Genomic DNA, 26,995 nt, shown 5'->3' with positions numbered 1-26,995 from the left:
TCATGCTGTTCGACGAGCCGACGTCGGCTCTCGACCCGGAGATGATCAACGAGGTCCTGGAAGTCATGCAGCAGCTCGCGCGTGACGGTATGACGATGGTCGTCGTCACACATGAGATGGGCTTCGCCCGTTCGGCCGCCAACCGCGTCGTCTTCATGGCCGACGGCCGCATCGTCGAGGACCGCACCCCCGAGGAGTTCTTCACCGACCCACGGAGCGACCGCGCCAAGGACTTCCTCTCCAAGATCCTCAAGCACTGAGCGGGGGGTGAGATCCATGACCTCCGGGCCGGGAGGCCGATCGCGTCCGGCCTGGACTACGATTTGCCGTTCATCCCTGTGGTGACGGGTGGTTCCGGGGCGGAGGCCGTGGAGGTCGCCCCGGCCGAACCAGGGGCGCTGCTGCCGGGCACGCGGTAGCGAGGGGCACAATGGTCCGCCCGGCAGCAGCCGGAGATCACTGTTCGCGCAACGGTACCGACACGTACGACGGGTCGGCCGTGGGCGAGGAGAAGGTCAGCTGCGCGCCGGTCGGGTTGTGCTCGATGTAGAGCGGGTCGACCGTGTCGACCACCAGGGCCAGCCGATGCCCTGCCGGGACGTCGTAGGCCGTGGAGAACAGTTCCAGGTCGACGCCGAACGGCTTGCCGGGCGTCTGCCCGTGGAAGGTGTACGGCGCGTTGCTGACCAGCTTGCCGAGGCCGAGCGGGCCCACGTCGTAGAGATACGCGACGAGGGTGCCGCTCTCCTTGGTTCCGGTGACCGTGGTGTGCAACTTGGCCGTGCCGCGCACCCGTTGGGGGCTCGCGTACTTCTCCGACTGCCAGACGGCCGCGTACCGGCGGGGCAGCAGCGGCACCGACGCCATCGGGGGCAGCTGAGCGAGCTGGTCGAGGATGCTGGAGAGGAAGATGATCCCGCCGTCCGCGCCCGAGTTCACGTTCGCGCGGATCGTGGAGGTGCCCCCGAGGGCGATCTTCCTGCTGGTGGCGCCGACCGACTTCCAGTCCGGGTAGCCCTCGTAGCCGCCCGTGGAGCGGGACTTGAGCTGCACGGGCTGCTCGCGGTCGATGCCGTTGTCCTCGCCCTTGAGGTAGTGGTCGAACCAGCGACCGGTGTTCGTCCACACGTCGTTGGGGAGTCCGAACAGGCCGGTCACCTCGGGGGTGGCGTGGTCGCCCGGGCGGTACTCCAGCCTCTTAGGGCCGGTCAACTTCTCGTAGAAGTCGGCATATTGGTTGGGGGAGAAGACCGTGTCGCCCCAGGCGTTGGCCAGCATGATCGCCGCGCCGTTGGCGTTGATCTTGTCGATGTACGTCGTGGCGGAACGTTTCGCCCCCCAGGCGATCAACTCAGGTTCCTTGGCCAGGTTGGAGGCGAAGAAGTCCTTGAACACCTGCTGGAGTTCGGCGCTGGGGCGGCCGGTGATGGTGCCGGCGCCGTTCAGTAGGGCGGCCGCCTGGGAGTGCTGGGTGCGGCCCGAGTAGATCGAACCGATGAGATCGGCCCAGCCGCTCATCGCCGAGACCGCCTTGATCCGCTTGTCGTGGGCGGCGGCGAGGAGACCGATGCCCGCGCCGTACGAGACGCCCGCCACGCCGATCTTCTTGGCGTCGGCGGGGGTGTTGGCGAGCGCCCAGTCGATCACCTTGGAGGTGTCGGCCACGTCGGGTGGGCCCGCCGTCTCTATCTCTCCGCCGGACTGCCAGAAGCCGCGGACGTTGTAAGTGAGCACGACGTAGCCCGAGTCGGCGAGCTTCTGGGCCTGGGCGAGGTACTCGATCTGGGGCAGGCCCCAGCTGGTGGGCAGCACGATGAGCGGGTAGGTGCGGGAGCCGTCGGCGTTCGCGGGCGTGACGACGTTGGCCTTGAGGACGGTGCCGCCGTCGCCGGTGATGTCGACGAAGCGGATGCCTGCGGGTGCCGCCTGCGCGGTGGGGGCGAGCCCGAGGGCTGTCCCGGCGATGAGGGTCGCCGAGACGGCGCCTACGGCGGTGGTGCGCAGGGCCTTGCGGGGGTGTCCCACGGGTCACTCCTCACTCGTGTAAGTGCAAAGTGACCCGACGGTAACCTCAGTCTCTTACCGTAGGTAACCCGTCGGTAAGTTACGCCCGAGTAACGATCGTTGGAATGTGCTGAAACCTAGGAGGCGCGATGGGTGTTCCGTGCGGCGGGCTCCACGGGAAGCGGGGCCTGAGCGGCCCGGGTGACGTCCGCGACGAGCTCGACGACATCCGGTCCGTACGCCTGGGAGTTCACGACCTTCAGGAGGAGTACGAAGGAGTCGCCGTGCTTGCGGGCCAGCCGTTCGTGGTTGCGGGCGAGGTAGCGGGTCGCCGCCTGGTTGGTGATCGCGCGCTGGCCGCAGAAGAGGAACACGGGCCGGGCGTCACGGCGCTCACCCGCGGTGAGCCGGGCCAGCAGGACGTACTCGGCGACGCCCGGGTCCATGCGGTAGCGCTCGGTGCCGATCTGGAAGGCGCCCCGTTCCGGGCCCGGTTCGGGGGTTACGTTGACGCGCACTCCCGGCAGCATGGCCGCCATGTGTGCCACCATGCGCCGGTTCGAACCCGGGCCGCCCACGCAGAACTCGGTGCGCTCGCCGAAGCCCGGCTGGGCCATGTCCTGGGTGACCACCTGGACGTGCGCGCCGCAGTCCTTGATCAGCGCGGACAGTTCCAGAAGCGCGAACACGTCGAAACGGTGTACCGCCGGTTCCGCGGTGGACGGGTCGCGGTTGACGACGAGCAGCGACTCCGAGTTGTCCGGCAGCCCGAAGAACGCCTGCTTGCGGCGGAGCTTGCGCCGCCACAGGTACGTACGGGCGAGCCAGCCGAGGGCGGCGCTGATGCCCGCCGCCAGCACGCCGAGAACGATGTTGCGCACGTCGTCATTCATGGGCGCGCATGTTAGCGGGAGTGCGCAACAGTGTTCGAGGGGTACCTGACGCGGCCATGGCGAGGAAGTTACGCTGCGCGGACGGTCGTTCACGGGAGGTACGGATGAGTCGCCCTGTTGCGCGGAGTCTGGCGGTATTGGCGGTTTCGGCCGTGGTGGTGTCGGTCGGTGCGGCGGCGCCACCGTCGTCCGGGGCCGCATCCGGCTCGGGCGCCGGCCCGGGCTCCGGTTCGCCGGAGAAGGTGCCGGTCGCCGTCGGGTACGGCGGGGCCGTCGCGAGTGTCGACGCGGACGCCTCCGCCGCCGGTATCGAGATCCTCCGCAAGGGCGGCAACGCGGTGGACGCGGCCGTCGCCACGGCGGCCGCGCTCGGCGTCACCGAGCCGTACTCGGCGGGCATCGGCGGAGGCGGCTACTTCGTCTACTACGACGCCAAGTCCCGTACGGTGCGCACGATCGACGGACGCGAGACGGCACCGCTCACCGCCGACTCGGGGCTCTTCCTGGAGAACGGGCAGCCGATCCCCTTCGCCGACGCGGTGACCAGCGGTCTGGGTGTGGGCACGCCCGGGACACCCGCAACCTGGCAGACGGCGCTGGACAGTTGGGGCAGCAAGGGGCTCGGGTCGCTGCTGAAGCCGGCCGAGCGGCTCGCGCGGGACGGGTTCACCGTCGACCCCACCTTCCGCTCGCAGACGGAGTCCAACCAGGCGCGGTTCAAGGACTTCCCGGACACGGCCGAGCTGTTCCTGCCGGGCGGTGCCCTGCCGGTGGTCGGCTCGACGTTCAAGAACCCCGATCTGGCGCGTACGTACGAGGAGTTGGGCCGCAAGGGCGTCGGCGCGCTCTACCACGGCAAGCTGGCCCAGGACATCGTCGACACCGTCAACGACCCGCCGGTGAACCCGGCTTCGGGACGCAACGCACGCCCCGGCGAGCTGTCCCTGAAGGACCTGGCGGCGTACGAGGCGAAGCGGCAGGCGCCGACGAAGACGTCGTACCGCGGGCTCGGCGTCTACTCGATCGCGCCCTCCTCCTCGGGCGGCACCACGGTCGGTGAAGCGCTCAACATCCTTGAGAACACCGACCTTTCGAAGGCCACGGACGTCCAGTACCTGCACCGCTACATCGAGGCGAGCCGGATCGCCTTCGCGGACCGGGGGCGCTGGGTGGGCGACCCCGCCTTCGAGGACGTACCGACGAAGGAACTGCTCTCGCAGAAGTTCGCCGACTCGCGCGAGTGCCTGATCAAGGACGACGCGGTGCTGACGAGCCCGCTGGCGCCGGGCGACCCGCGGGACCCGGCGGCGTGCGCGACAGGCGGTGAGGCGGCCCCGACGACCTACGAGGGCGAGAACACGACCCACCTCACGGCCGCCGACAAGTGGGGCAACGTCGTCGCGTACACCCTCACCATCGAGCAGACCGGCGGCAGCGGCATCACCGTCCCGGACCGCGGCTTCATCCTCAACAACGAGCTGACGGACTTCTCCTTCGCCCCCGCGAGCCCGTCCGTGCCCGACCCGAACCTGCCGGGACCGGGCAAGCGCCCGCGCTCGTCGATCGCGCCGACGATCGTGCTCGACCGGCACGCCAAGCCGGTGGTGGCGCTGGGCTCGCCCGGCGGCGCGACCATCATCACGACCGTGCTCCAGACGCTCACGGGCTTCGTCGACCGGGGCCTCCCGCTCGTCGACGCGATCGCGGCCCCGCGCGCCAGTCAGCGCAACCAGGCGACCACCGAACTCGAACCCGGCCTGTGGAACAGCCCGTTGAGGACCGAGTTGGAGTCCATCGGCCACGGCTTCCGGCAGAACCCGGAGATCGGCGCGACGACGGGCGTCCAGCGGCTGCCGAACGGCAAGTGGCTGGCGGCCGCGGAGACGGTACGGCGCGGTGGCGGCTCGGCGATGGTGGTGCGACCGGTGCCGTAGGGGGCGGGTGCGTGACCGGCGAGGGGCTGTCGGCCCCTCGCCGCGACTCGCTCCTCCGACCCGTCCGTCAGGCCTCCCCGTCGGTGCCGTCGGTGCCGTCGGTGCCGTCGGTGTGGAAGACCAGCTGCCCTTCCCCGGTCTCCACCACGATCCGGCTGCCCGCCGTCAGGCGTCCGTCGAGGAGCAGCCGGGACAGCCGGTTGTCGACCTCCCGCTGGATGGTGCGGCGCAGCGGCCGGGCGCCGTACGCGGGCTCATGGCCGCGCCGCGCCAGCCAGTCGACGGCCTGCTCGGTGAACTCGACGGTGATGTCCTGGCCCTGCAGACGACGCCGGGTGCCGTCCAGAAGCAGGTCGGTGATGCGCCGCAGCTGCTCGGCCGTGAGCTGCCGGAAGACGACGACCTCGTCGACGCGGTTGAGGAACTCGGGCCGGAAGTGCTCGCGCAGCGGACGCAGGATCTGCTCGCGGCGGGCCTCCTCGTCGGCCTCGACGCCGCCGGGGGAGAAACCCAGACCGGCGCCGCGCCGGGTGATCGCCTCGGAACCGAGGTTGCTGGTCATCACGATGACGGTGTTGCTGAAGTCCACCGTGCGCCCCTGGGAGTCGGTGAGCCGACCGTCGTCGAGGACCTGGAGGAGGACGTTGAAGACGTCCGGGTGGGCCTTCTCGACCTCGTCCAGGAGCAGCAGCGAGTACGGGTGCCTGCGCACGGTCTCGGTGAGCTGACCGGCCTCCTCGTGGCCGACGTAGCCGGGCGGGGCGCCGACGAGCCGGCTGACGGTGTGCCGCTCCTGGTACTCGCTCATGTCCAGGCGCACCATCCGCTCCTCGCTGCCGAACAGCGCCTCCGCCAGCGCGCGGGCCAGTTCCGTCTTGCCGACGCCGGTCGGGCCGAGGAAGAGGAAGCTGCCGATCGGCCGGTCGGGACTGGCCAGACCGGCCCGGGAGCGCAGTACCGCGTCCGCCACGGCACCGACGGCCTCGTCCTGCCCGACGACCCGCTGGTGCAGGTGCTGCTCCAGGCCGAGCAGGCGGTCCTTCTCCTCCTCCGTGAGCCGGCTGACCGGGACGCCGGTCTGCCGGGAGACCACCTCGGCGATGGCCTCCTCGGTGACCTCCAGGTGCTGGCCGTCGTCGGCCTCCCCGTCGTGCCCGGCCCCGATCCTCTCCCTGAGCTCTTGGATGCGGTCCCGCAACTGGGTGGCCTGCTCGTACTGCTCGCTCGCCACCGCCTGGTCCTTGTCGCGGGTCAGCTCCTCGACCTCGCGCTCAAGGGCCCGTACGTCGGTGCCCTTCGTGCGGGCGCGCAGTCGCACCCGGGCGCCGGCCTGGTCCATCAGGTCGATGGCCTTGTCCGGCAGGTGGCGGTCGGTGAGATAGCGGTCGGACAGCTGCACGGCGGCGACCAGGGCCTCGTCGGTGTAACGCACCTGGTGGTGGGCCTCGTAGCGGTCGCGCAGGCCGCGCAGGATCTCCAGCGCGTCCGCGGTGGACGGCTCGGGGACCAGGATCGGCTGGAAGCGGCGGGCCAGGGCCGCGTCCTTCTCGATGCGGCGGTACTCCTCCAGCGTCGTGGCACCCACGATGTGCAGCTCGCCGCGCGCGAGGGCCGGCTTGAGGATGTTGCCGGCGTCCATCGACCCGCCTTCGCCGCCGCCACCGGCGCCGACCACGGTGTGCAGCTCGTCGATGAAGACGACCAGTTCGTCGGAGTGGGTGCGGATCTCGTCGACGATGTTGGTCAGCCGTTCCTCGAAGTCGCCGCGGTAGCGGGTGCCGGCGACCACGCCCGTCAGGTCCAGGGCGACGACCCGGCGGCCGGTGAGGATGTCGGGCACGTCGTCGCCGACGATGCGCTGGGCGAGGCCCTCCACGATCGCGGTTTTGCCCACGCCCGCCTCGCCGATCAGGACCGGGTTGTTCTTGCCGCGGCGGGACAGCACCTCGACGGTCTGCTCGATCTCCTCGTCCCGGCCGATGACCGGGTCGACGCGGCCCTGCCGGGCGAGGCCGGTCAGATCCCGGCCGTACTTGTCGAGGGTCGGCGTGCCGGTCGCGCGGGGCCGGTCCGGGTGGGCCTGGGCGCGTGCCGTGGACGGGTCCGCTCCCTCGGGCGGCAGCGGGGCCGGGGTGAACCGCGCCGCGTTGAGGATGTGGCCGGCCGCGGAGTCGGGGTTGGCCGCCAGGGCGCTGAGGACGTGTTCGGGGCCTATGTAGCCGGCGCCGGTCGCCCGGGCCAGCTCATGGGCGTCCAGCAGGGCGCGCTTGACCGCGGGTGTCAGGGCGAGCGACGGGGGCGGCGGTCCGTCGGCCTGCTGCGCCCCGGCTGTCCCGGCGCGTTCGTCGATCTCGTGGGCCAGCGTGTCGGGATCGGCGCCGGTCCTGGCCAGTAGGCTCCGGGTCGGTTCGACGCCGAGGGCGGCGCGCAGCAGATGCTGGGTGTCCAGGTCGGTGCTGCCGTGCTCGGCGGCGTACGTGGCGGCGTCGGCGACCAACTGCCGGGCCGGCCGGCTCATCAGGCGCCCGATGTCGATCTGCCGGGGACCTGGGCGTGGCCCGCCGCCGAAAAAGCGTGCGAAGAACTCTCCGAAGGGGTCCGAGCCGTAGCCCTGCGGACCCGGGAACCCGCTGGTCATGGCCATCCGTTCCGGTGTCCCGGCCGGGACCGGGACACGCTTGCCGATCGACGTACTGGTCCGCTCGCGGGTGCCCCGGCAGCCACCCGCTTACACACCCGCGCGCGAATCGTCCGCCCCATCCGGTCCCACCCGTCCCCACTCGGCGCAGGCACACCGCGCCCGCACCCGGTCTGCGCGGTGCCCTCAGTGGGTGGTCAGCAGGCGGCCGGCTCCGGTCGTCGGACGGTCAACGAGCCGTCAACGGGCGGTCAGCACGCGCGGGCCCGCGTCCGTGATGGCCACCGTGTGCTCCGCGTGGGCCGCGCGGGTGCCGTCGTCCGTACGCAGGGTCCAGCCGTCGGGAGCGGCGTGGTAGCCGTCGGTGCCGCCGCCGATGAGCATGGGCTCGATGGCGATGACCATTCCGTGCCGGAGGGGGAGGCCGCGGCCGGGCCGGCCCTCGTTCGGCACGCCCGGGTCCTCGTGCATGTGGCGGCCGATGCCGTGGCCGCCGAAGCCGTCCGGGATGCCGTAGCCCGCGGAGCGGCAGACCGTGCCGATCGCGTGCGCGATGTCCCCGATGCGGTTGCCCACGACGGCCGCCCCGATGCCGGCCGCCAGGGCGCGCTCGGCGGTCTCGACAAGACGTACGTCGGCGGGGCGCGGCCTGCCCACCACGAAGCTGATGGCCGAGTCGCCCACCCAGCCGCCCAGTTCGGCGCCGAAGTCGGCGGAGACCAGGTCGCCGTCGCGCAGCCGGTAGCCGGTCGGGACGCCGTGCACGATCGCGTCGTTCACGGAGGTGCAGAGGACGGCCGGGAAGGGGGTGGGGGCGAAGGACGGCCGGTAGCCGAGGAAGGGCGAGCCCGCGCCCGCGTCACGCAGGACCTGGTGCGCGATCTCGTCCAGTTCCAGGAGCGAGACGCCCACGTCCGCGGCCTTTCGCACCGCCGTGAGGGCACGGGCCACGACCTGGCCCGCTTCGTACATCGCGTCGACAGAGGTGTCCGTCTTCAGTTCAACCATACCAATTACTATACCGGTCGGTGCTTGTGTGATGCCTATTCATATAACGCTCGACGGTATTAGAATCGGCGCATGGTACGCACCCCCCTGACCCCAGAGGAACGAGAACGCGGCGAGCGGCTCGGGCGGCTGCTGCGTGAGGCCCGCGGTGGCCGCAGCATGGTGGAGGTCGCCGCGAGCGCGGGCCTCTCCGCCGAGACGCTCCGCAAGATCGAGACCGGTCGTGCGCCGACTCCGGCCTTCTTCACGGTCGCGGCGCTCGCTCGGGTGCTGGGCCTCTCGATGGACGAGATCGCGGGCGACTGCGCGCTCGCCCCGGCGGCCTGACGCGAGTTCGGGACGCGGGTCGTGACGCGGGTCGTGACGCTGGGCCCTTCTGGTGGATCTCCGCGGCGTCGCGGACTTCGCACATCACTTTCCGAGTGGGTGACCGCACTCTGCGTCCGGCTCGAAAACTTGTCGTAGCGGTTCCGTAACACGAATGGTGTTTTCTACCGGATCGGAGTACTCCGGTCCGGCGTGGGGTGAGCGTAATGGCGGTGGAACAACTCCCGGGCCAGGTGCGGGAGTTCGCGCAGTATCTCAACGGCCTGCTGTCCCGGCTCAACCAGGGCGCCGGCTGGTGCGGTGTGTTCTGGCAGCGCGACCCCGACGGGATGCGGGCCTGCCTGGACGGGTGGGAGGTGCCCCCCTGGGACGTCGTCGCGGCGCTCCTCCAGGACCTCACCGCCGCATACGGTCCCGGGGTCGCCGCGCAGGATTCCGAGCGGGCGTGGGCGCTGCACCGTGCTGCACTCGCCGCGTACGACGCACGGCCCGGCGGCCGGGACGCCCTCGGCGACCGCCTCGACGTGATGCTGCGTGAGCAACGCTACGCCGCCGAACGGCAGTTGGACCTGGGCCACTCGCTCCGCGTCGCCGCGACGCAGGAGGAGATCGACGCCATCCGCCTCGACCTGGCCTGGGCCCGCGACGACCACGAACGCGCGACGGCCCGCTGCGCCGAACTCCACTCCCGCATGGACCAGTTGGACCGGCGAACGGCCGGCGGGTACGCGCAGGGGGCGCTGACCATTCCGCCGGGCGACGACGGAGACGTGGTCTGGGTCGACGAGACGGACGACACGGACGAGACGTCGGACACGCCCGGCCGCGCCGACGCCGACGCCGAGTCCGGGCGGCCGCGCGTGGGCCGCCAGCGGTCCGCCCCGGACGACGACTGGCCGGACCTCTGGCGGGACGCCGCCGCGGAGCGGGTCGCCCGACAGCAACCGTCCGCCGACCAGGACGCACGGTCCGGTACGCCTCACCAGGCCACCCCCCGGCCCACCACACCCCACCACACCACCCCTCACCCCACTCCGCCTGAGTCCACCACCCTCCGGCCCGCTGCCCCGGAGGACGAGGCACCCGCCGAACCGCCCACCCCCGAACCCCCCGCCCCCAAGCAACGCGGTAAGCGCCGTCCCCGCGGCGGTGCCCGTTACGCCGGAATGTCGGAAGAGGGCGCCGACGCCTCCGCCGTACCGGCCATGCCCGTTCCGCCCAAAGCGGAGCGCACGCTGCGCGGGGCCCGTTTCGCCGGGGTCGCGGAGGAGCCCGAGCCGTCGAAACCGAGGCGGGAGCCGCTGGACGACGAGGCGCGGCGGGCCACCGTCGAGACCGTCAAGACGCTCGTCCGGCTGCGCCGCGAGGGACACAGCGGGGAGGCGCACGCCGTGCTGGTCGAGGCCGCGTACTGGCCCGCCGCCCGCTTCCCCCTGCTGGCCGCCGAACTCCATCGTGCGGGGCTCGGCGCCGACTGGGCCACCCTCCTCTGGGAGGCGGGCTCGCTGCCCGCCGACCGGCTGGTCGCCGCGGCCGACGCGCTCGTCGCGGCGGGCCGTGCCGCGGACGGGCAGCAGATGCTGCGGCAGGGTGTGGCCCGCCCCGCTCAGGAGATCGGCGACGCCGTACTGGCCCTCGTGGGGGAGGGTCGCCACCGCGAGGCCCGCGCCCTCCTCGACGCCTACGTCCGCATCCGCCCCGCGGAAGAAGCCGCCCGAAGCATAGAGGCCGACCCCCAGCTCCTGGCCCCCCTCCTCCTGGACGCATCCCGCCGAGCCTCGGAAACCCTCCACCGAGACCTGGTCCACGCCCTACGAGTAGCGGGCTACACAGCATGACGGAGACTCCGTAAACCCCACCCTCAAAGCCCACCTCACCCCACCCACCCAGGGGCGCGAGGAACTGCGCGCCCAGCCCCCGCAAACCCGCACGCACTCACGCCCTACACCCCCACCTACCCAGGGGCGCGAGGAACTGCGCGCCCAGCCCCCACGCGCCCACACGTACTCACGCCCTTCACCCCCACCCACCCAGGGGCGCGAGGAACTGCGCGCCCAGCCCCCACGCGCCCGCAGGCAACCCCACCACCCACACACCCCACCCACCCAGGGGCGCGAGGAACTGCGCAACCACCCCAGCCCACCCCGACCCGCACCCGACACCGCACCCCACCACCCAGTAACCCACCCTGCCGAACCGCCGGGGGCTATGGTGCGAAACATGATCGATTCCGCCGGTTAACCACCACGGTCTTGCCCAGCCCGCCGGTGAGGCTTACTTTCGGGCTCTACGCCCACCCGTCTACGGGCGTAGAAGCTCTCTGACGTCCCGTCGAAGGAGCAGCTCATGGCCAACGTCGTACGCGCCGCTCTGGTCCAGGCCACCTGGACCGGCGACACCGCATCCATGGTCGCCAAGCACGAGGAGCACGCCCGCGAGGCGGCCCGTCAGGGCGCGAAAGTCATCGGGTTCCAGGAAGTCTTCAACGCCCCCTACTTCTGCCAGGTCCAGGACCCGGAGCACTACCGCTGGGCGGAACCCGTGCCCGACGGCCCCACCGTCACCCGTATGCGGGAACTCGCCCGCGAAACCGGCATGGTCGTCGTCGTGCCGGTCTTCGAGGTCGAGCAGTCCGGCTTCTACTTCAACACCGCGGCGGTGATCGACGCCGACGGCACGTACCTCGGCAAGTACCGCAAACACCACATCCCGCAGGTCAAGGGCTTCTGGGAGAAGTACTACTTCAAACCGGGCAACCTCGGCTGGCCGGTCTTCGACACCGCGGTCGGCAAGGTCGGCGTATACATCTGCTACGACCGCCACTTCCCGGAGGGCTGGCGCCAGCTCGGCCTGAACGGCGCCCAGCTCGTCTACAACCCGTCGGCGACCTCCCGCGGCCTCTCCGCCCACCTCTGGCAGCTGGAGCAGCCCGCGGCCGCCGTCGCCAACGAGTACTTCATCGCCGCGATCAACCGCGTCGGCGAGGAGGAGTACGGCGACAACGACTTCTACGGGACGTCGTACTTCGTCGACCCGCGGGGCCAGTTCGTCGGCGAGACCGCGAGCGACAAGAGCGAGGAACTCGTCGTCCGCGACCTCGACTTCGACCTGATCGACGAGGTCCGCCAGCAGTGGGCCTTCTACCGGGACCGCCGCCCCGACGCGTACGAGGGGCTGGTGCAGCCGTGAGTGAGGACATGGCGAAAGACATGACCAAAGGCGTGCCCCAAGACGTGACCGAGGACCTGCCCAAGGGTCTGTACCAGCGCCACCAGGCCGTCCTGCCCGACTGGCTGGCCGTCTACTACGCCGACCCGATCGAGCTCACCCACGGCGAGGGCCGCCACGTCTGGGACGCCGACGGCAACAAGTACCTCGACTTCTTCGGCGGCATCCTCACCACGATGACCGCGCACGCCCTGCCCGAGGTGACGAAGGCCGTCACCGAGCAGGCCGGCCGGATCATCCACTCCTCCACGCTCTACCTCAACCGGCCGATGGTGGACCTCGCCGAACGGATCGCCAAGCTGTCGGGCATCCCGGACGCGCGCGTGTTCTTCACGACCTCGGGCACGGAGGCCAACGACACCGCGCTCCTCCTCGCCACCGCGTACCGCCGCAGCAACCAGATCCTGGCGATGCGCAACAGCTACCACGGCCGCTCGTTCACCTCCGTCGGCATCACCGGCAACAAGGGCTGGTCCCCGACCAGCCTCTCGCCCCTCCAGACGCTGTACGTGCACGGCGGCGTCCGCACCCGAGGGCCGTACGCCGACCTCGACGACGCCGGCTTCATCGCGGCCTGCGTCGCCGACCTGGAGGACCTGCTCGGGCACGTCCGCCCGCCCGCGGCCCTGATCGCCGAACCGATCCAGGGTGTCGGCGGCTTCACCTCACCGCCGGACGGCCTGTACGCGGCGTTCCGCGAGGTCCTCCGGGAGCGCGGCATCCTGTGGATCGCCGACGAGGTGCAGACAGGGTGGGGCAGGACCGGCGACAACTTCTGGGGCTGGCAGGCACACGGCCAGAACGGCCCGCCGGACATCCTCACCTTCGCCAAGGGCATCGGCAACGGCATGTCCATCGGCGGAGTCGTGGCCCGCGCCGAGATCATGAACTGCCTCGACTCCAACTCCATCTCGACCTTCGGCGGCACCCAGATCACCATGGCGGCCGGCCTCGCCAACCTCACGTACCTCCTGGAACACGACCTCCAGGGCAACGCCCGCCGCGTCGGCGGCCTGCTCATCGAGCGGCTGCGGGCCATCGCCGCGCAGCTTCCGGGTGTACGGGAGGTGCGCGGCCGGGGACTCATGATCGGCATCGAGCTGGTGAAGTCCGCCACCGGCGCGGCCGACCCGGACGGTGTCGCCGCCGTGCTCGAAGCGGCCCGCGAGGAAGGCCTGTTGATCGGCAAGGGCGGCGGTCACAACACCAGCGTCCTGCGCATCGCCCCACCACTGTCCCTCACCGTCGCGGAGGCCGAGGAGGGCGCCGCGATCCTCGAACGTGCTCTGAGGAGCATTCGGTAACGCAACACCGCAAGATTGAAGGTACGCCTGTGGTGACCAGCGCCTTGGAGCCCGCCCTGTCGGTCCGGCAGGTCCTCACCCTGGAACGGGTGCTCGCGGGGGAGCCCGAGGTGGTGGCCGGCGCGAGCCAGCTCGACCGGGCCGTGCGCTGGGTGCACGTCGCCGAGGCGGCCGACGTCGGCGTGATGCTCAGCGGCGGCGAGATGGTGCTCACCACGGGCGTGCTGCTCGCGGGCGACCCGGAGGCGCAGGCCGAGTACATCCGCTCGCTGCACCGCGCGGAGGCCTCGGCCGTGGTCCTCGGACTCGGCCGGGCCTTCCCCACGCCGCCCGACGTGATGCGCCGTGTGGCCGAGCGGTGCGGGCTGCCGATGGTGGTGCTGCACCGCCCGTTCCCCTTCGCCGAACTCACCGAAGAGGTCCAATCCAGGCTCGTACAAAGGAAGTTCGCGGCCGTCAGTCTCTCGGAGGCCGTACGGACCGCGCTCACCGGGCTCATCACCGCGGGCGCCCCGCTGCAACGGCTGCTCGACGAGATCGCGGGCCACAGCGCCTGCCCCGTCGTCGTCACCAACCTCGCCCACCGCGTCCTCGCGACGGCGGGGGAGCGGTCGGCCGTGGACGACGTGCTGCGCGACTGGGAGCGCATCGCACGGCAGGCCGGCGGCCGTGAGGGCGACGGCTGGGTCCGCGCCGAACTGGGCGGGCGCGGCGAGCGCTGGGGCCGCATCGTGCTGTGCGGCTACCGGGGCGACGCCGCCACCGGACGGCTGCTCGCCGACCGCGCCGCCGAATCCCTCGTCCTGCACCGGATGCTCGGCGGCGGCTCCGCGCACTCCTGGGAGGAGCAGTCCGCGCAGGGCCTGCTCACCGACCTCGTCTCCGGAGTCGTACCGGCCCGGCAACTGCTGCCCCGGGCACGGGCCGCCGGACTGCCGGTCAACCGCCGGACCTTCGTGCCGCTGGTCGTACGGGACGGGGACCCGGCCCAACTCGACCGAGTCCTACGCCTGTTGGGACTGCCAGGGCTGGTCGCCGAACTGGCCGAAGGGGCCACCGCCGTCCTGCTGAGCCTGGCCCGGGACCAGGACGCGGAGGCCCTCGCCGCGCACTTCGCGACCCGGCTGCGTACGGAGTCGGGGATCGGCAAGGCGGTCGTCGCGGCGGCGGATCCGCGGACCGTGTGGGACGACGTGCCGGCCGGGCTGCGCGAGGCCCAGCACGTGGCCGACGCCGTCGCCGAAAGCCCCACCGACCTCGACGTGCCGGTTGTGGTGCGGCTGCGGGACGTACATCTGCGGGGCCTGATCCGCCTCCTGCGGGACGACCCGTACGTCCAGTCCTTCGCCGAGCGGGAGCTGGACGGGCTGCTGTGCGAGGCGGACGCGGAGGCGGACCTGCTGCCGGTGCTGCGCACGTATCTCGCGACCGGCCGCAACAAGTCACGTACCGCACGGCTCCACCACGTCTCGCGGCCCGCGCTGTACCGCCGCCTCGAGGCGATAGAGGGGCGGCTCGGCGTCGACCTCGACGACTTCGAGCAGGCCGCGTCCATCCACATCGCGCTCCTCGCGCACGACGCGCAACAAGGCTGAGACCCTCGGCCGCGCAACAGGACCGAAACACGGGAAGACCTGGGAGAACGGCGGTGAAACATGGGTCGACGCAAGAGTGACACCGTGGAACGCCACACGCCCGCAGACGTGACACCGTGCAACTCAATCCCGCTCTCCGGCCTTCCTAAGCTCGCCGCACACCGAGCGACCGGAGGTCCCGATGAGCAGAGTGATCCGCGCCGCCGTCTTCCAGACTGCCTGGACGGGCGACAAGGAATCGATGATCCAGGTCCACGAGCAGGCGGCCCGCGACGCGGCCGCGCAGGGTGCTCAGGTCCTGTGCTTCCAGGAACTGTTCTACGGGCCCTACTTCTGCCAGGTCCAGGACAAGGCGTTCTACGAGTACGCCGAGCAGATCCCCGAGGGCCCGATCGTCCAGCGCTTCCAGGCGCTCGCCAAGGAGTTGGGCATCGTCCTCGTGCTGCCGATGTACGAGGAGGAGCAGCCCGGCGTCCTCTACAACACGGCCGCGGTGATCGACGCGGACGGTTCGTACCTCGGCAAGTACCGCAAGCACCACATCCCGCAGGTCGAGGGCTTCTGGGAGAAGTTCTACTTCCGACCCGGCAACAGCGGCTGGCCGATCTTCGACACGGCCGTCGGCAGGATCGGCGTCTACATCTGCTACGACCGGCACTTCCCGGAGGGCTGGCGCGCGCTCGGCCTCGCGGGCGCCGAGATCGTCTTCAACCCCTCGGCCACCTCACGTGGTCTGTCCAGCTACATCTGGCAGCTGGAGCAGCCGGCCGCGGCCGTCGCCAACGAGTACTTCGTGGGCGCCATCAACCGGGTGGGCGTGGAGGAGCTGGGCCCCAACGACTTCTACGGGACCTCGTACTTCGTGGACCCGGAGGCCCAGTTCGTGGGCGAGGTGGCAAGCGACAAGGAGACCGAACTCGTCGTCCGCGACCTCGACATGGCCAAACTCCGAGAGGTCCGAGACCGCTGGCAGTTCTACCGCGACCGCCGCCCCGACGCATACGAGCCACTGACGGCTCCCTGATCCGGGGGCGCTGCCCCGCGCCCCCGAAGGGGCGCGGGGAACTGCGCGACCAGCCACAGACGACCCGCACTTTCCGACCGCATTCCACCGGGGTGCCGACGACAGGAGAGGGAACATGAGCAGCCGTACCGTCATCCGCGGTGGCCTAGTAATCACCGCCTCAGACGAAATCCACGCGGACGTCCTGGTAGAGGACGGCCGCATCGCCGCCCTCGCCGCAAGCGGCACCCCCGCCGCCGAGGCCTGGACGGCCGAACGGACCATCGACGCCACCGGCAAGTACGTGATCCCGGGCGGCGTCGACGCCCACACCCACATGGAGCTGCCCTTCGGCGGCACGAACGCCTCGGACACCTTCGAGACGGGCACCAGGGCCGCCGCCTGGGGCGGCACGACCACGATCATCGACTTCGCGGTGCAGAGCGTCGGCCACTCGCTGCGCGAGGGCCTCGACGCCTGGAACGCCAAGGCCGACGGCAAGTGCGCCATCGACTACGCCTTCCACATGATCGTCTCCGACGTGAACCAGGACACGCTCAAGGAGATGGACCTGCTGGTGGAAGAGGGCGTGACCTCTTTCAAGCAGTTCATGGCCTACCCGGGCGTCTTCTACAGCGACGACGGCCAGATCCTGCGCGCCATGCAGCGCTCCGCCGAGAACGGCGGCCTGATCATGATGCACGCCGAGAACGGCATCGCGATCGACGTGCTGGTCGAACAGGCGCTGGCACGCGGCGAGACCGACCCCCGCTACCACGGCGAGGTCCGCAAGGCACTCCTCGAAGCCGAGGCCACCCACCGCGCCATCAAACTCGCGCAGGTGGCCGGGGCTCCCCTGTACGTCGTGCACGTCTCGGCGCAGGAGGCAGTCGCCGAGCTGGCACGGGCGCGCGACGAGGGCCTGAACGTCTTCGGCGAGACCTGCCCGCAGTACCTGTTCCTGTCGACGGACAACCTCGCGGAGCCCGACTTCGAGGGTTCAAAGTACGTATGCAGCACGCCACTTCGCCCGAAAGAGCACCAGAAGTACCTGTGGCGGGGCCTGCGCACCAACGACCTCCAGGTGGTCTCCACCGACCACTGCCCGTTCTGCTTCGTCGGCCAGAAGGAGCTGGGCCGCGGCGACTTCTCGAAGATCCCCAACGGCCTGCCGGGCGTCGAGAACCGCATGGACCTGCTCCACCAGGCCGTCGTCGACGGACACATCTCGCGCCGCCGCTGGATCGAGATCGCCTGCGCCACCCCGGCCCGGATGTTCGGCCTCTACCCGAAGAAGGGGACGATCGCGCCGGGCGCCGACGCCGACATCGTCATCTACGACCCGGGCGCCGAGCAGGTCATGTCCGCCGAGACGCACCACATGAACGTCGACTACTCGGCGTACGAGGGCAAGCGCACCACCGGCCGCGTCGAGACGGTCCTCTCGCGGGGCGAACTCGTCATCGACCAGCGGAAGTTTGCGGGGCGGACCGGCCACGGCCAGTACACGCCCCGCTCAACTTGCCAGTACCTCCATTGAGGTTCCGCCACATCGACCAGGAGTGGCGCCGTGACTCCGCCCCAGAAAGGGGCTTCCAACCCAAAAGTTGCGGTCCAGCCCGAACCGGCCCCATGCGGGGCAAAGAGACGCTACCAGAACTAGGAGAGTCATGGACTTCGGACTCGTCCTGCAGACCGACCCCCCAGCCTCCCGCGTCATCAGCCTGATGAAGCGGGCCGAGCGCAACGGCTTCACGTACGGCTGGACCTTCGACTCCGCCGTGCTGTGGCAGGAGCCCTTCGTCATCTACAGCCAGATCCTCGCCAACACCCAGAAGTTGACGGTCGGCCCGATGGTGACCAACCCGGGCACCCGCACCTGGGAGGTCACCGCCTCCACCTTCGCGACGCTCAACGACATGTACGGCAACCGCACGGTGTGCGGCATCGGGCGCGGCGACTCGGCGATGCGCGTGGCCGGCCGCAAGCCCAACACCCTGGCCCGGATCAGCGGCGCCATGAAGGTCATCCGGGCCCTCGGGCGCGGCGACGAGGCCGACCTCGGCGGCACGGTCATCAAGTTCCCGTGGGTGAAGCCCGGCGCCGAACTCCCGGTCTGGATGGCCGCGTACGGCCCCAAGGCGCTGAAGATGACCGGCGAGGAGGCCGACGGGTTCATCCTCCAGCTGGCCGATCTGTATCTCACCGAGTACATGGTCAAGGCCGTGAAAGACGCGGCCGTCGAAGCCGGACGCGACCCGGCCGACGTCAAGATCTGCGTCGCCGCGCCCGCGTACATCACCGAGGACGACTCGCCCGAGGCGCTCGCCCACGCGCGTGAGCAGTGCCGCTGGTTCGGCGGCATGGTCGGCAACCACGTCGCCGACCTCGTCTCCAAGTACGGCGAACACTCCGCCGCCGTACCCGAGGAGCTCACCGAGTACATCAAGTCCCGTGAGGGCTACGACTACTCGCACCACGGACGCAGCGGCAACCCCGACACCAAGTTCGTGCCCGACGAGATCGTCGACCGGTTCTGCCTGATCGGCACCGCCGAACAGCACATCGAGAAGCTGAACGCCCTGCGCGACCTGGGCGTCGACCAGTTCGCCCTGTACGACATGCACGACGCGCAGGAAGCCGTCATCGACGCGTACGGGTCGAAGGTCATCCCCGCTCTCCACGCCTGACCCGCGCCACCGCTCCTCCCCACCCTCCCAACCCCCCACCCTTGTCACCCCTCCCCGCCGTCCAGGGGAGGGGCCCGGGGCCCCGCACGGCCTTTCCCGTCCCGCCTGATCGATTGGCCTGCTCATGACCGAGACCGTCCCCACCGCCGACAGCCCACCCCCAGCCCAGGTCACCCGCTCCGACGGGCGGGTGGAGATCGCCCCCGGCGCACCCCAGCCGACCGGCCCGTACGCCAATGAGGACCTGCTGCCGGTCCCGGTGGAGAAGCGCACCTGGACCACGTACAACTTCTCCGCCCTGTGGGTCGGCATGGCCCACAACACCGCTTCCTGGACCCTGGCCTCCGGGCTGATAGCCGTGGGCATGGACTGGAAGCAGGCCGTACTCACCATCGCCCTGGCCAATGTGATCGTCCTGGTCCCGATGCTGCTCACCGGGCACGCCGGGCCCAAGTACGGCATCCCGTTCCCGGTCTTCGCCCGCGCCTCCTTCGGCATCCGGGGCGCCAACCTGCCCGCCGTCGTACGGGCGTTGGTGGCCTGCGGCTGGTTCGGCATCCAGACCTGGATCGGCGGTGAGGCGATCTACTACCTCGCCGGGAAGCTCTTCGGCGACAGTTGGGCGAACGCCTCCCACGTCGGCGGTTACGCGTGGACGCTGTGGCTGTCCTTCGCGATCTTCTGGGCGCTCCAAGTGGCCATCATCTACCGGGGAATGGAGACGATCCGCCGCTTCGAGAACTGGGCGGCGCCCTTCGTCCTGGTCGGCGCCGGCGCCCTGCTGTGGTGGATGAGCACCAAGGCGGGCGGCTTCGGTCCGCTGCTCGACCAGCCCTCGAAGCTCGGCTGGGGCCCGGAGTTCTGGAAACTGTTCGCGCCCGCGCTCATGGGCATGATCGGTTTCTGGTCCACACTGGCGCTGAACATCCCGGACTTCACCCGCTACGGCAAGAGCCAGAAGGCCCAGACGTGGGGCCAGGCGCTCGGCCTGCCCACCACCATGACGCTGTTCGCGTTCCTCTCCGTGATGGTCACCTCCGGTTCGCAGGCGGTGTACGGCGAGGCGATCTGGGACCCGGTACAGCTGGCGGCCAAGGTCGACAACGTCTTCGGCATCATCTTCGCGCTGGTCACCGTGCTGGTGGCGACCCTGTCCGTGAACGTCGCGGCCAACCTGGTCTCCCCGGCCTTCGACTTCTCCAACATCGCGCCCAGGAAGATCACTTTCCGCACCGGCGCGCTCGTCACCTGCGTGCTCGGCGTGCTGATCTTCCCGTGGAAGCTGTACTCCGACCCGGAGGGCTACATCTTCACCTGGCTCGGTCTGGTCGGCGGTCTGCTCGGCACGGTCGCGGGCATCCTCATCGCCGACTACTGGATTCTGCGCCGTACGTCCCTCGACCTGGCCGACCTCTACCGGGCGGGCGGGCGCTACTGGTACACCAACGGCTGGAACTGGCGGGCCGTCGTCGCCTTCGTGACCGGCGGTGTCCTGGCCGTCGGCGGCGCGAACTTCAATCCGCTGATCGACGGGCGGCCCATCCCGGCCCTGGAGGACCTGGCCGACTACGGCTGGGCCGTGGGACTCGGCACGTCGATGGTGCTCTACCTGGTCCTGATGGCCACGCGGGGACGCGAATCGGCGAACGCGAACGTCTGAACCCAGCGTCTGAACCCGGCGTCCGAACCGGGCACAGTGGACCGCGTTGGAAGTCGGCTCTGTCAGCTCTTCTGAACCGACTCCAGCGCGGTCACCGCTTCCTTGGCGGCCTTGATGGCGCCCTTGTTGATCTCGTCCGTACCCGGCGCCTTCTTCGTCTCGAAGTCACTGCCGTTGTACGTGACGACCACCAGCGCGTTGGACGCGCGAGCGATCACCATGCCCTCGCGCGTCTGCTGCTTGTCCTCGGTGGTGAGGTTCACCACCGAGTAGGCCGAGTCGCCGAGACCGGGGATCGTCCCGCCGCCGCTGTTGTCCGTCGTGCGCTGCTTGTAGGCCGTCGCGGCCGCCTCGTCGGACTTCTTGATCTCGTACGTCACGTCGAGCCAGTGGTACTCGAAGCCCTTGAGCGCGTTCCAGGAGCAGGTGCGGCGCAGGGACTCGTCGGTCGACCGGATCTCCTTGCCCGCCGCCTTGGCGCCGGGCACGAGCGAGGTCACCGTCTTCTTCGAGATGCCCTCGCACGGCGCGGGCGAGTCGGCGTACGTCTTGGTCGCCGCCGAGGTCGACGGCGCGGACGGGGAGTTGGAGCCGTTGTCGGCGGCCGACTTGTTCTCGGCGTCCGGTGTCGAGGCGAACGGCCCGGACGCCATCGCCCAGCCCGCCGTGGCGAGGACGACGACCGGCAGCAGACGCACGGCGAGAGCGAGATGAAGAGAACGCACGGCGCACTTCTCGTGGGGGACGGGTACGGAAAGGTCCGCACTGCGGACGGGACGCCAGTGTCACACGAGTCCCTGTGGGGCGGTAGTGCGAACTCGCTGCGTGCCCGTGTGGTGACAGCGCTCGGCTGTTGACGGGTCCGGGGTTCGTGGATTCAGCTCGGCCGCGTCGCCGTCACACACCAGACGCCGGCCTTCAGACGTACGCCGCGGTCGGTCTCGTACGGGCGCAGGGTGTCCTCCAGGGCCGCGCGCGTGGCGGCGGAGACCGTGTGCCCGGGGGTGCGGGACAGGATGAAGCCGACCGCGTCGGCGGCGTCCTGGCCCCACCGGGTCTCGACGGCCACCGGGGTCACGTCGATGTCCTCGTATCCCTGGAGCACCTCGCGAATACGGTCAGGGTCGGACAAAGACGCCATCGCGACGTGCGCGGCGACCGTGTCCGGGTCGGGCTCGTCCTGCCCGAGGAGCTTGCTCAGCAGACCGAACGCCCGCGCCTCCTCCGCGTCCGGGGTGACCGGCTGCGGACAGATGAACGCGAGCCGACCGCCGGGGCGCAGCGCCCGCCCGAGGTTGCGGAAGGCGGCCGCGTGATCGGCGAAGAACATCACCCCGCCGCGGCTGATGACCACGTCGTACCCGGCCGTCGGGAAGCGGTGCAGCTGCGCGTCGGCGCGTTCGTACGCGGCGTTCGTGATGCCCTCGGCGGCGGTGTTCGCACGCGCCCTGTCGAGGAGCGGCGCCGAGATGTCGACGCCGACGGCATGCCCGTGCGCGGCCAGCCGCGCCGCGATCCGCGTCGTCGCGCCGGCGCCGCAGCCGACGTCCAGGACACGCGCGCCCGGTGCGATCGCTGCGGCCTCGAAGAGCGCGTCGTCGACGCCGGACAGCATCGCGTCGTAGCGCTCGTGGTGGGCTGCCCAGTGAGCCCCGACAGGTCCGTTCCAGGCTTGTGCCTGACGGGAGTCGACGGTCTGGGGCTGGGTCTCGGTCATGCGGTCTCCTCGTGGATGTGGAGGGGCAGCGCGCGCTCGATGCGGTCGACGGCCGTGAACGCGCCCCAGGCGATGAGATGGACCAGGCAGTGGTCCGTGTACGGCGGCTTCTTCCAGGCCGCCACGTCCTCGTCGGCGATGCGGTACGGAGCGAGGGCGGCCAGCAGGGCCAGCCGGGCGCCAGGCCTGTCCTCCCGGTCCGGCAGATCCCGCCGGGCGAGCGGCGGGTGCGTGCCGTCCCATGCCCCGACGGTCTCTTGTACGAGGGTCCGGTCGGCCTCGGTGAGGAGGCCGGCGCCCGCCGTGGTGGCCGTCCGCAGCGCCGTGTACGCCGGGCCGACCGTCGCGCCGGCCGCCCAGGACGGGCCGGGTCCTGGGCCCGTGGTGTCCTCGTCGAGGAGCGCGAGGCTCGCACCCGGGGCGATGTTCCGGCGCACGGTCCTGCCCAGCGAACGGCCGCCCAGGCTGCGTACCACCCGGAAGCGCTGGGCGTTGCCCGGGAGCAGGTTCTCGGTCACCAGGGACGAGACGATCCGGTTGATGAAGTGGAAGGAGAGGGCGGTGCCCACATACCCGGGGGTGTGCGCGGCCGGGAAGGGGAGCGCCGAGACGTCCGGGCTGCCCGGGGTGCGGGTCGCCTCGCCCCAGGCGAGCACGCGCGCGTGCTCCTCGTTCTCCGGGGGCTTCCCGTGCGCCAGGCGCTCCGCGAGGGCGTGGTCGCCGGTGGCGTGCAGCAGCATGGTGTGCGCGTCCGCGCAGAACGGGCACCTGTTGGCGCGCGACACTCCCACGGCGGCCAACTCCTTGCCGGTGCGGGTGCCTGCGCCCGCGATCAGGGACTCACGCAGCAGGGCCCAGGCCGGCGCGAGGAGTTCGGGGGCCGAGGAGAGCGCGACGAAGGGCGCGGCGTCCCCGATGCCGAAGTCCTCGGCGAGCTGCTCGTAGACCTGGGCGGCGCGGCCGGTGGCGGCCTTGGGCGGGATGGGCTCGGTGTACCTGAAGGGTGAGGTCATGGAGAGAAGCGTGGTTCTCGTGGGTGCCTAAGGGCGTCGTACGGGCGAATGCGGTTGAGGCTGCGCCGACTGGGGCGGCCGGCCGGCGGACTACTGCGCCGGGAGTAGTCGCGGGGTTGTCCACAGGGCTGACGCCCTTGTCGCCGCGGCGGTCTACTGTGCGGACATGACCGGGGACCAGGCCACACGGAGGTATCTCGCCGACGCGGCGCTCGCCGTCGTGATCGGCACGATCGTGGTGTCCGCGGCGGCCTTCGACGAGGACACGGCACCGGTCGACTACGCGTTGATCGCGACGGGTTCGCTCGCGCTGGCCGCCTATCGGCGGGCTCCCCGCGTGGTGCTCGCCGTCACCACGGCCGTGCTGACCGGCTATGTGTTGCACGCCCACCCGGGGCCCTTGTCGGCCCTGCCTGTGGTGGCTGCCGTCCACACGGCGGCCCAGGCGGGGCATCGGGCCGTGGGCGCGGGCGCGAGCGCCGTGTTCCTCGGAGGGTATCTGGCGACGGATCCTACGTCCCAGGGCACGGTCGAGCGGATAGCCCTGCTCGCGGGCTGGTTCCTGTGCGCCGTGGTCACCGGCCTGGCCGGCCGCAACTGGCAGGCGTATCTGCGGCAGACGGAACAGCGTGCCCTGGAGGCCGAGCGGACCCGTGAGGAGGCGGCCCTGCGCCGGGCCGGCGAGGAACGCCTGCGTATCGCACGCGAGTTGCACGACACCCTCACGCACAGCATCTCGATCGTGAAGCTCCAGGCCGGCGTCGCCGTCCACCTCGCCCGCAAGCGCGGCGAGGAGATACCCCCGGCCCTGCTCGCCATCCAGGAGGCGGGCGGCGAGGCCATGCGCGAACTGCGCGCCACTCTTGAGGTGTTGCGCACCGACGAGCCGACCGGCAGCCCGGCCCTGCTCGTGGAGCGCGCCCGAGCGGCGGGCCTCGCCGTCGACCTGACCGTGAGCGGCCACGAGTGCTCGTTGCCTGCGACCGTGGACCGCGCCGCGTACCGCATCGTCCAGGAGGCCCTCACGAACGCCGCCCGGCACGCGGGACCCGCCAAGGTCGCCGTCCAACTGGAGTACGGCAAGGGGGAGTTGACGATACGCGTCGACGACGAGGGCGCCGCCGAGCCGTCCCGGCCGCCGGTCGAGGGCATCGGGCTCACCGGCATGCGCGAACGGGTCACAGCGCTCGGCGGCACGCTGCACGCCGCCCCGCGCGCGGAGGGCGGATTCTCCGTACGGGCCCGACTTCCCCTGGGGTCCGCGTGATCAGGGTCGCGCTGATCGACGACCAGGCCCTCATGCGGGCCGGTTTCCGGGCCCTCCTGGAGGCCGAGGACTGCGTCGAGGTGGTCGGAGAGGCCGCCGACGGGGAGCAGGGGCTGGCGCTGGTGCGCGCGCAGCTGCCGGACATCGCCCTGGTCGACGTCCAGATGCCGGTGATGACGGGCATCGAGACGACCCGCCGCATCGCCGCCGACCCCGACCTGTCCGGCGTACGCGTCGTCATTCTCACCAACTACGGCCTGGACGAGTACGTCTTCGAGGCGCTGCGGGCCGGAGCCAGCGGGTTCCTGCTCAAGGACACCGAGCCCGCCGACCTCCTTCAGGCCATCGAGGTCGTCGCCCGCGGCGAGGCCCTGCTGTCGCCGTCCGTCACGCGCACGCTGATCGGCGAGTTCGTGGCCCGGCCCCCGGACCGGGCCAGCGCCCCCGGCCTGGAGTGCCTCACCCGCCGCGAGCGCGAGGTCACCGCGCTCGCCGCACGCGGTCTCACCAACGAGGAGATCGCCGCCCACATGGTCATCAGCCCCTTCACGGCCAAGACCCACATCAGCCGCGCCATGACCAAGCTGGGCGCTCGCGACCGCGCCCAACTGGTTGTGTTCGCCTACGAGTCGGGCCTGGTCACGGCACGTGAGCGAGCGGATTGAGCCCTTCCGGCCAGACAGGCCCTGGGCCCCGTGCAATGATCGGCGCGTGATCGCGATACCCCGTGGAGTGGCCCGAAGCGTCGTCACCGCCGCCGTGCTGGCGCTGAGCGTGGGCGGCTGCGGGCTCGGGGCCGAGCTGGACCGGGAGGCCAACCCCGACCGGAAGCCGCCCGAGCGGAAGCCGTCCTCGGCACCGCCCGTCGTGTCGGCCGCCCCCGTTCCGGAACCTTCCGCGCCCGGACCGCTCCAGGAGGCGGGCGGCGGCTGCCCGCCGTCCGGAGTGCGCATCGGCACAGGCCTGGTGGACGGCGCCATGGGACTGCGCGCGATGACCCTCACCCTGACCAACTGCGGTGAGCGGCCGTACGAGTTGAACGGCTATCCCGCCATCACCGTTCTCGACGAGGCGGGCGACCCGTTTCCGGAGGTGCGGACCGTGAAGGGGACGGACCAGGTGCCCATGGCGGGCAACGCCCCCGGCCCCGAGCCGCTCACGCTCGATCCGGGCGAGGCAGCACAGGCCGGCCTGGTCTGGCGGATGCACAACACGGACGGCGTGTACCTGCGAGTCACCCCGCAGAAGGGGCGCGACACGGTGACCGTACGCGTCCAGGACACCCTCGACATCGGCCCCGACAACATCCTGGGCACGTCGCCCTGGAAGCCGATGGGGTAGCGCGGCGGGACGGCACGGTCGACTGGTCCACCGACACCGGCACCGGCACCGGCACCGGCACCGACACCGACACCGAGTTCGGGTACGGCCACGGGGCCGGCGTCACCCGGCCCGTTCCCGCGCCGGCAGCAGCGCCAGTTCGGCGACGACCGCCCGGTGGTCGGTGCCCGGCACGGTCCGTTCGCCGACCGAGACGCCGACCAGGCCGGAGCCGTGCAGGACGTGGTCGAGCTGGACCAGGGGCGGGACGAGGGACTTGCCGGCGGGCCAGGTGCGCGCCCATCCGTGGCCGAGTTCGGCGTGGGTGTCGGTGAGGCCCGACGCGAGCAGCTCACGCATCGGCGCGTGGTCGAGGGAGGCGTTGAAGTCCCCCAGGAAGACGGTGTCCGGGCCGCTGCGCCGGGCGACGGAGGTGAGGGCGGTCATGTCCCGTGTCCAGCGTTTCGCGTCACCGAGCGGGTAGTAGGTGTGGACGGCCACCAGCCGTACGGTGCGTCCGCCGACTGTCACGTCCGCGGTGGTCTGCGGCCAGGCGGTGTCGGCGTGCAGCGGGCCGCCGTGGGACAGCGGGATCCGCGAGTAGATCGACGAGTCGTACTCGGGGTGGAGCTCGTGATGGGGCAGCAGCGTGCCCAGGCCGGCCTCGGCGAGCGCGGCAACGCCGGCGGACGGCAGCTGTTGCACGGCCAGTACGTCGATCCGCTCGGCCTGCACCAGCCGCACCAGCGCACGCGGATCCGCGCCGCCGACGTCAGCGTTGAGGGTGGCCACGCGCAACTCGGCTGCGGCGGCGGGAACATGCCGCTGATGTGGTACGAACCGCGGTACGAGCAGCGCGACTTGAGCCGCCGTGAGGAGTGCGACGACGGTCACCGCCCATCGCGAGCGCAGAGCGGGGACGGCGAGCATCGTGCCCAGCACGAGCACGCTGAGCACGGCCGTGTAGGGGAAGAGCACCACGGGAACGGCGAGCGGTGTTCCCGCGTCCAGCCCCGTCAGCCGTACGACGAGCAGGGCGAACGGTACGGCGAGCACGACGCCACAGCCCAGCAGACCGAGCATCCGTCCGCGTCGGCCGGTCCGGCTGCCCCATTGACGCGGATCGGCGACACGCGGGGCGGAGGCAGCCGTGTCCGTCATCTGTCCTCCACTCAGCAGAGCCCGCGCGGTGATCTCCGGGCTCCCGGGTGGGGACGGCGGTTGACGCACATACGGTTGCGGGTCTGACGCACGCGCGGTTGCGGGTCTGGCGTACTCGGCCGTCACGGTATCGGGTCCGCGCAGAGTGCGATCGGTTGGGCGGCCTGATCGGAAATGGGCACGGTCGAGCTGGGAACCGTTCCGTCTGAGCCTGGTTGGTGTGGCGGCTGCGG

At 71.0% G+C, this 26,995-nt stretch carries 21 protein-coding genes and 2 pseudogenes; 15 read left to right on the top strand and 8 right to left on the bottom strand.

Going from position 1 to position 26,995, the window contains the following annotated elements; translation table 11 throughout:
• Both AB0I18_RS31060 and AB0I18_RS31055 read left to right on the top strand, forming a co-directional pair.
• Window positions 1-260, top strand: a pseudogene (locus tag AB0I18_RS31060) (amino acid ABC transporter ATP-binding protein); the annotation flags it as partial.
• 21 nt (window positions 261-281) lie between these two features.
• Window positions 282-419 (top strand): annotated as a pseudogene (locus AB0I18_RS31055) (amino acid ABC transporter permease); the annotation flags it as partial.
• Between the two features lie 37 nt (window positions 420-456).
• On the opposite strand, the gene AB0I18_RS31050 reads toward AB0I18_RS31055, so the two are convergent.
• Entirely contained in the window at window positions 457-2,025 is a 1,569-nt protein-coding gene (locus AB0I18_RS31050) for an alpha/beta fold hydrolase (protein ID WP_363108948.1), read from the bottom strand.
• A 116-nt stretch (window positions 2,026-2,141) separates the two neighbouring features.
• Window positions 2,142-2,897 carry a hypothetical protein gene (locus tag AB0I18_RS31045; RefSeq protein ID WP_363108947.1) on the bottom strand — a complete coding sequence of 252 codons (756 nt, stop codon included), beginning with the start codon at window positions 2,895-2,897 and terminating at the stop codon, window positions 2,142-2,144.
• A gap of 104 nt (window positions 2,898-3,001) precedes the next feature.
• Between AB0I18_RS31045 and ggt the strand changes: the two genes are divergently transcribed.
• Window positions 3,002-4,831: a gamma-glutamyltransferase gene (gene ggt, locus AB0I18_RS31040; RefSeq protein WP_363108946.1), complete on the top strand. Its 1,830-nt coding sequence runs from the start codon at window positions 3,002-3,004 to the stop codon at window positions 4,829-4,831.
• A gap of 67 nt (window positions 4,832-4,898) precedes the next feature.
• Here the strand turns inward: ggt and AB0I18_RS31035 are convergent, their stop codons facing one another.
• Together AB0I18_RS31035 and map are read right to left on the bottom strand one after the other, a co-directional pair.
• A complete protein-coding gene (locus tag AB0I18_RS31035) occupies window positions 4,899-7,469 on the bottom strand; it encodes an ATP-dependent Clp protease ATP-binding subunit (protein WP_363108945.1) in 2,571 nt (856 codons plus the stop codon).
• Window positions 7,470-7,709: 240 nt separating this feature from the next.
• Complete coding sequence (gene map / locus AB0I18_RS31030; RefSeq protein WP_363108944.1) at window positions 7,710-8,477, bottom strand: type I methionyl aminopeptidase; 768 nt, start codon at window positions 8,475-8,477, stop codon at window positions 7,710-7,712.
• Window positions 8,478-8,549: 72 nt separating this feature from the next.
• On the opposite strand from map, the gene AB0I18_RS31025 reads away from it, so the two are divergent.
• From AB0I18_RS31025 to AB0I18_RS30985, 9 genes are all read left to right on the top strand, one after another.
• On the top strand, window positions 8,550-8,804 hold the full coding sequence (locus tag AB0I18_RS31025; protein ID WP_363108943.1) for a helix-turn-helix transcriptional regulator: 255 nt from the start codon (window positions 8,550-8,552) through the stop codon (window positions 8,802-8,804).
• A gap of 206 nt (window positions 8,805-9,010) precedes the next feature.
• The gene (locus tag AB0I18_RS31020) at window positions 9,011-10,642 is read left to right on the top strand and encodes a hypothetical protein (RefSeq protein ID WP_363108942.1); all 1,632 of its coding nucleotides are present in this window, start codon (window positions 9,011-9,013) and stop codon (window positions 10,640-10,642) included.
• Between the two features lie 508 nt (window positions 10,643-11,150).
• Entirely contained in the window at window positions 11,151-11,993 is an 843-nt protein-coding gene (locus AB0I18_RS31015) for a nitrilase-related carbon-nitrogen hydrolase (protein WP_363108941.1), read from the top strand.
• A 20-nt stretch (window positions 11,994-12,013) separates the two neighbouring features.
• Window positions 12,014-13,336, top strand: a complete 1,323-nt coding sequence (locus tag AB0I18_RS31010; protein WP_363108940.1) for an aspartate aminotransferase family protein — start codon at window positions 12,014-12,016, stop codon at window positions 13,334-13,336.
• Window positions 13,337-13,368: 32 nt separating this feature from the next.
• Window positions 13,369-14,931, top strand: coding sequence for a PucR family transcriptional regulator (locus tag AB0I18_RS31005; protein ID WP_363108939.1), 1,563 nt, complete (start codon window positions 13,369-13,371; stop codon window positions 14,929-14,931).
• Window positions 14,932-15,112: 181 nt separating this feature from the next.
• Window positions 15,113-15,955 carry a nitrilase-related carbon-nitrogen hydrolase gene (locus AB0I18_RS31000; RefSeq protein ID WP_363108938.1) on the top strand — a complete coding sequence of 281 codons (843 nt, stop codon included), beginning with the start codon at window positions 15,113-15,115 and terminating at the stop codon, window positions 15,953-15,955.
• A 115-nt stretch (window positions 15,956-16,070) separates the two neighbouring features.
• Window positions 16,071-17,474: a dihydropyrimidinase gene (gene hydA, locus AB0I18_RS30995; protein ID WP_363108937.1), complete on the top strand. Its 1,404-nt coding sequence runs from the start codon at window positions 16,071-16,073 to the stop codon at window positions 17,472-17,474.
• Window positions 17,475-17,604: 130 nt separating this feature from the next.
• Window positions 17,605-18,624 (top strand): TIGR03842 family LLM class F420-dependent oxidoreductase, encoded by a 1,020-nt coding sequence (locus AB0I18_RS30990; protein ID WP_363108936.1) that lies wholly within the window; start codon window positions 17,605-17,607, stop codon window positions 18,622-18,624.
• A gap of 124 nt (window positions 18,625-18,748) precedes the next feature.
• Window positions 18,749-20,284, top strand: a complete 1,536-nt coding sequence (locus tag AB0I18_RS30985; protein ID WP_363108935.1) for an NCS1 family nucleobase:cation symporter-1 — start codon at window positions 18,749-18,751, stop codon at window positions 20,282-20,284.
• 62 nt (window positions 20,285-20,346) lie between these two features.
• On the opposite strand, the gene AB0I18_RS30980 is transcribed toward AB0I18_RS30985, so the two are convergent.
• The 3 genes from AB0I18_RS30980 to AB0I18_RS30970 form a co-directional block, all read right to left on the bottom strand.
• Complete coding sequence (locus AB0I18_RS30980; RefSeq protein WP_363108934.1) at window positions 20,347-21,009, bottom strand: hypothetical protein; 663 nt, start codon at window positions 21,007-21,009, stop codon at window positions 20,347-20,349.
• A gap of 152 nt (window positions 21,010-21,161) precedes the next feature.
• Entirely contained in the window at window positions 21,162-22,001 is an 840-nt protein-coding gene (locus tag AB0I18_RS30975; protein WP_363108933.1) for a class I SAM-dependent methyltransferase, read from the bottom strand.
• A complete protein-coding gene (locus AB0I18_RS30970; protein ID WP_363108932.1) occupies window positions 21,998-23,014 on the bottom strand; it encodes a carboxymuconolactone decarboxylase family protein in 1,017 nt (338 codons plus the stop codon). The genes AB0I18_RS30975 and AB0I18_RS30970 overlap by 4 nt, the downstream gene beginning before the upstream one ends.
• Before the next feature lie 166 nt (window positions 23,015-23,180).
• Here AB0I18_RS30970 and AB0I18_RS30965 point away from each other — a divergent pair, with 166 nt between their 5' ends.
• Genes AB0I18_RS30965 through AB0I18_RS30955 form a run of 3 tightly spaced genes read left to right on the top strand, consistent with a single transcriptional unit; the run spans window position 23,181 to window position 25,622 of the window.
• Entirely contained in the window at window positions 23,181-24,281 is a 1,101-nt protein-coding gene (locus AB0I18_RS30965; RefSeq protein ID WP_363108931.1) for a sensor histidine kinase, read from the top strand.
• Entirely contained in the window at window positions 24,278-24,946 is a 669-nt protein-coding gene (locus tag AB0I18_RS30960) for a response regulator transcription factor (protein WP_363108930.1), read from the top strand. The genes AB0I18_RS30965 and AB0I18_RS30960 overlap by 4 nt, the downstream gene beginning before the upstream one ends.
• Window positions 24,947-24,992: 46 nt before the next feature.
• Window positions 24,993-25,622: a DUF4232 domain-containing protein gene (locus AB0I18_RS30955; RefSeq protein WP_363108929.1), complete on the top strand. Its 630-nt coding sequence runs from the start codon at window positions 24,993-24,995 to the stop codon at window positions 25,620-25,622.
• 102 nt (window positions 25,623-25,724) lie between these two features.
• Here the strand turns inward: AB0I18_RS30955 and AB0I18_RS30950 are convergent, their stop codons facing one another.
• Entirely contained in the window at window positions 25,725-26,762 is a 1,038-nt protein-coding gene (locus tag AB0I18_RS30950; RefSeq protein WP_363108928.1) for an endonuclease/exonuclease/phosphatase family protein, read from the bottom strand.
• Window positions 26,763-26,995 lie beyond the last annotated feature (233 nt).

The sequence above is a fragment of the Streptomyces sp. NPDC050704 genome, from assembly GCF_040654355.1.
Classification (GTDB): domain Bacteria; phylum Actinomycetota; class Actinomycetes; order Streptomycetales; family Streptomycetaceae; genus Streptomyces.
Note: the sequence above shows the minus strand (reverse complement) of the source record. Positions and strands in the feature narration are given on the sequence as shown.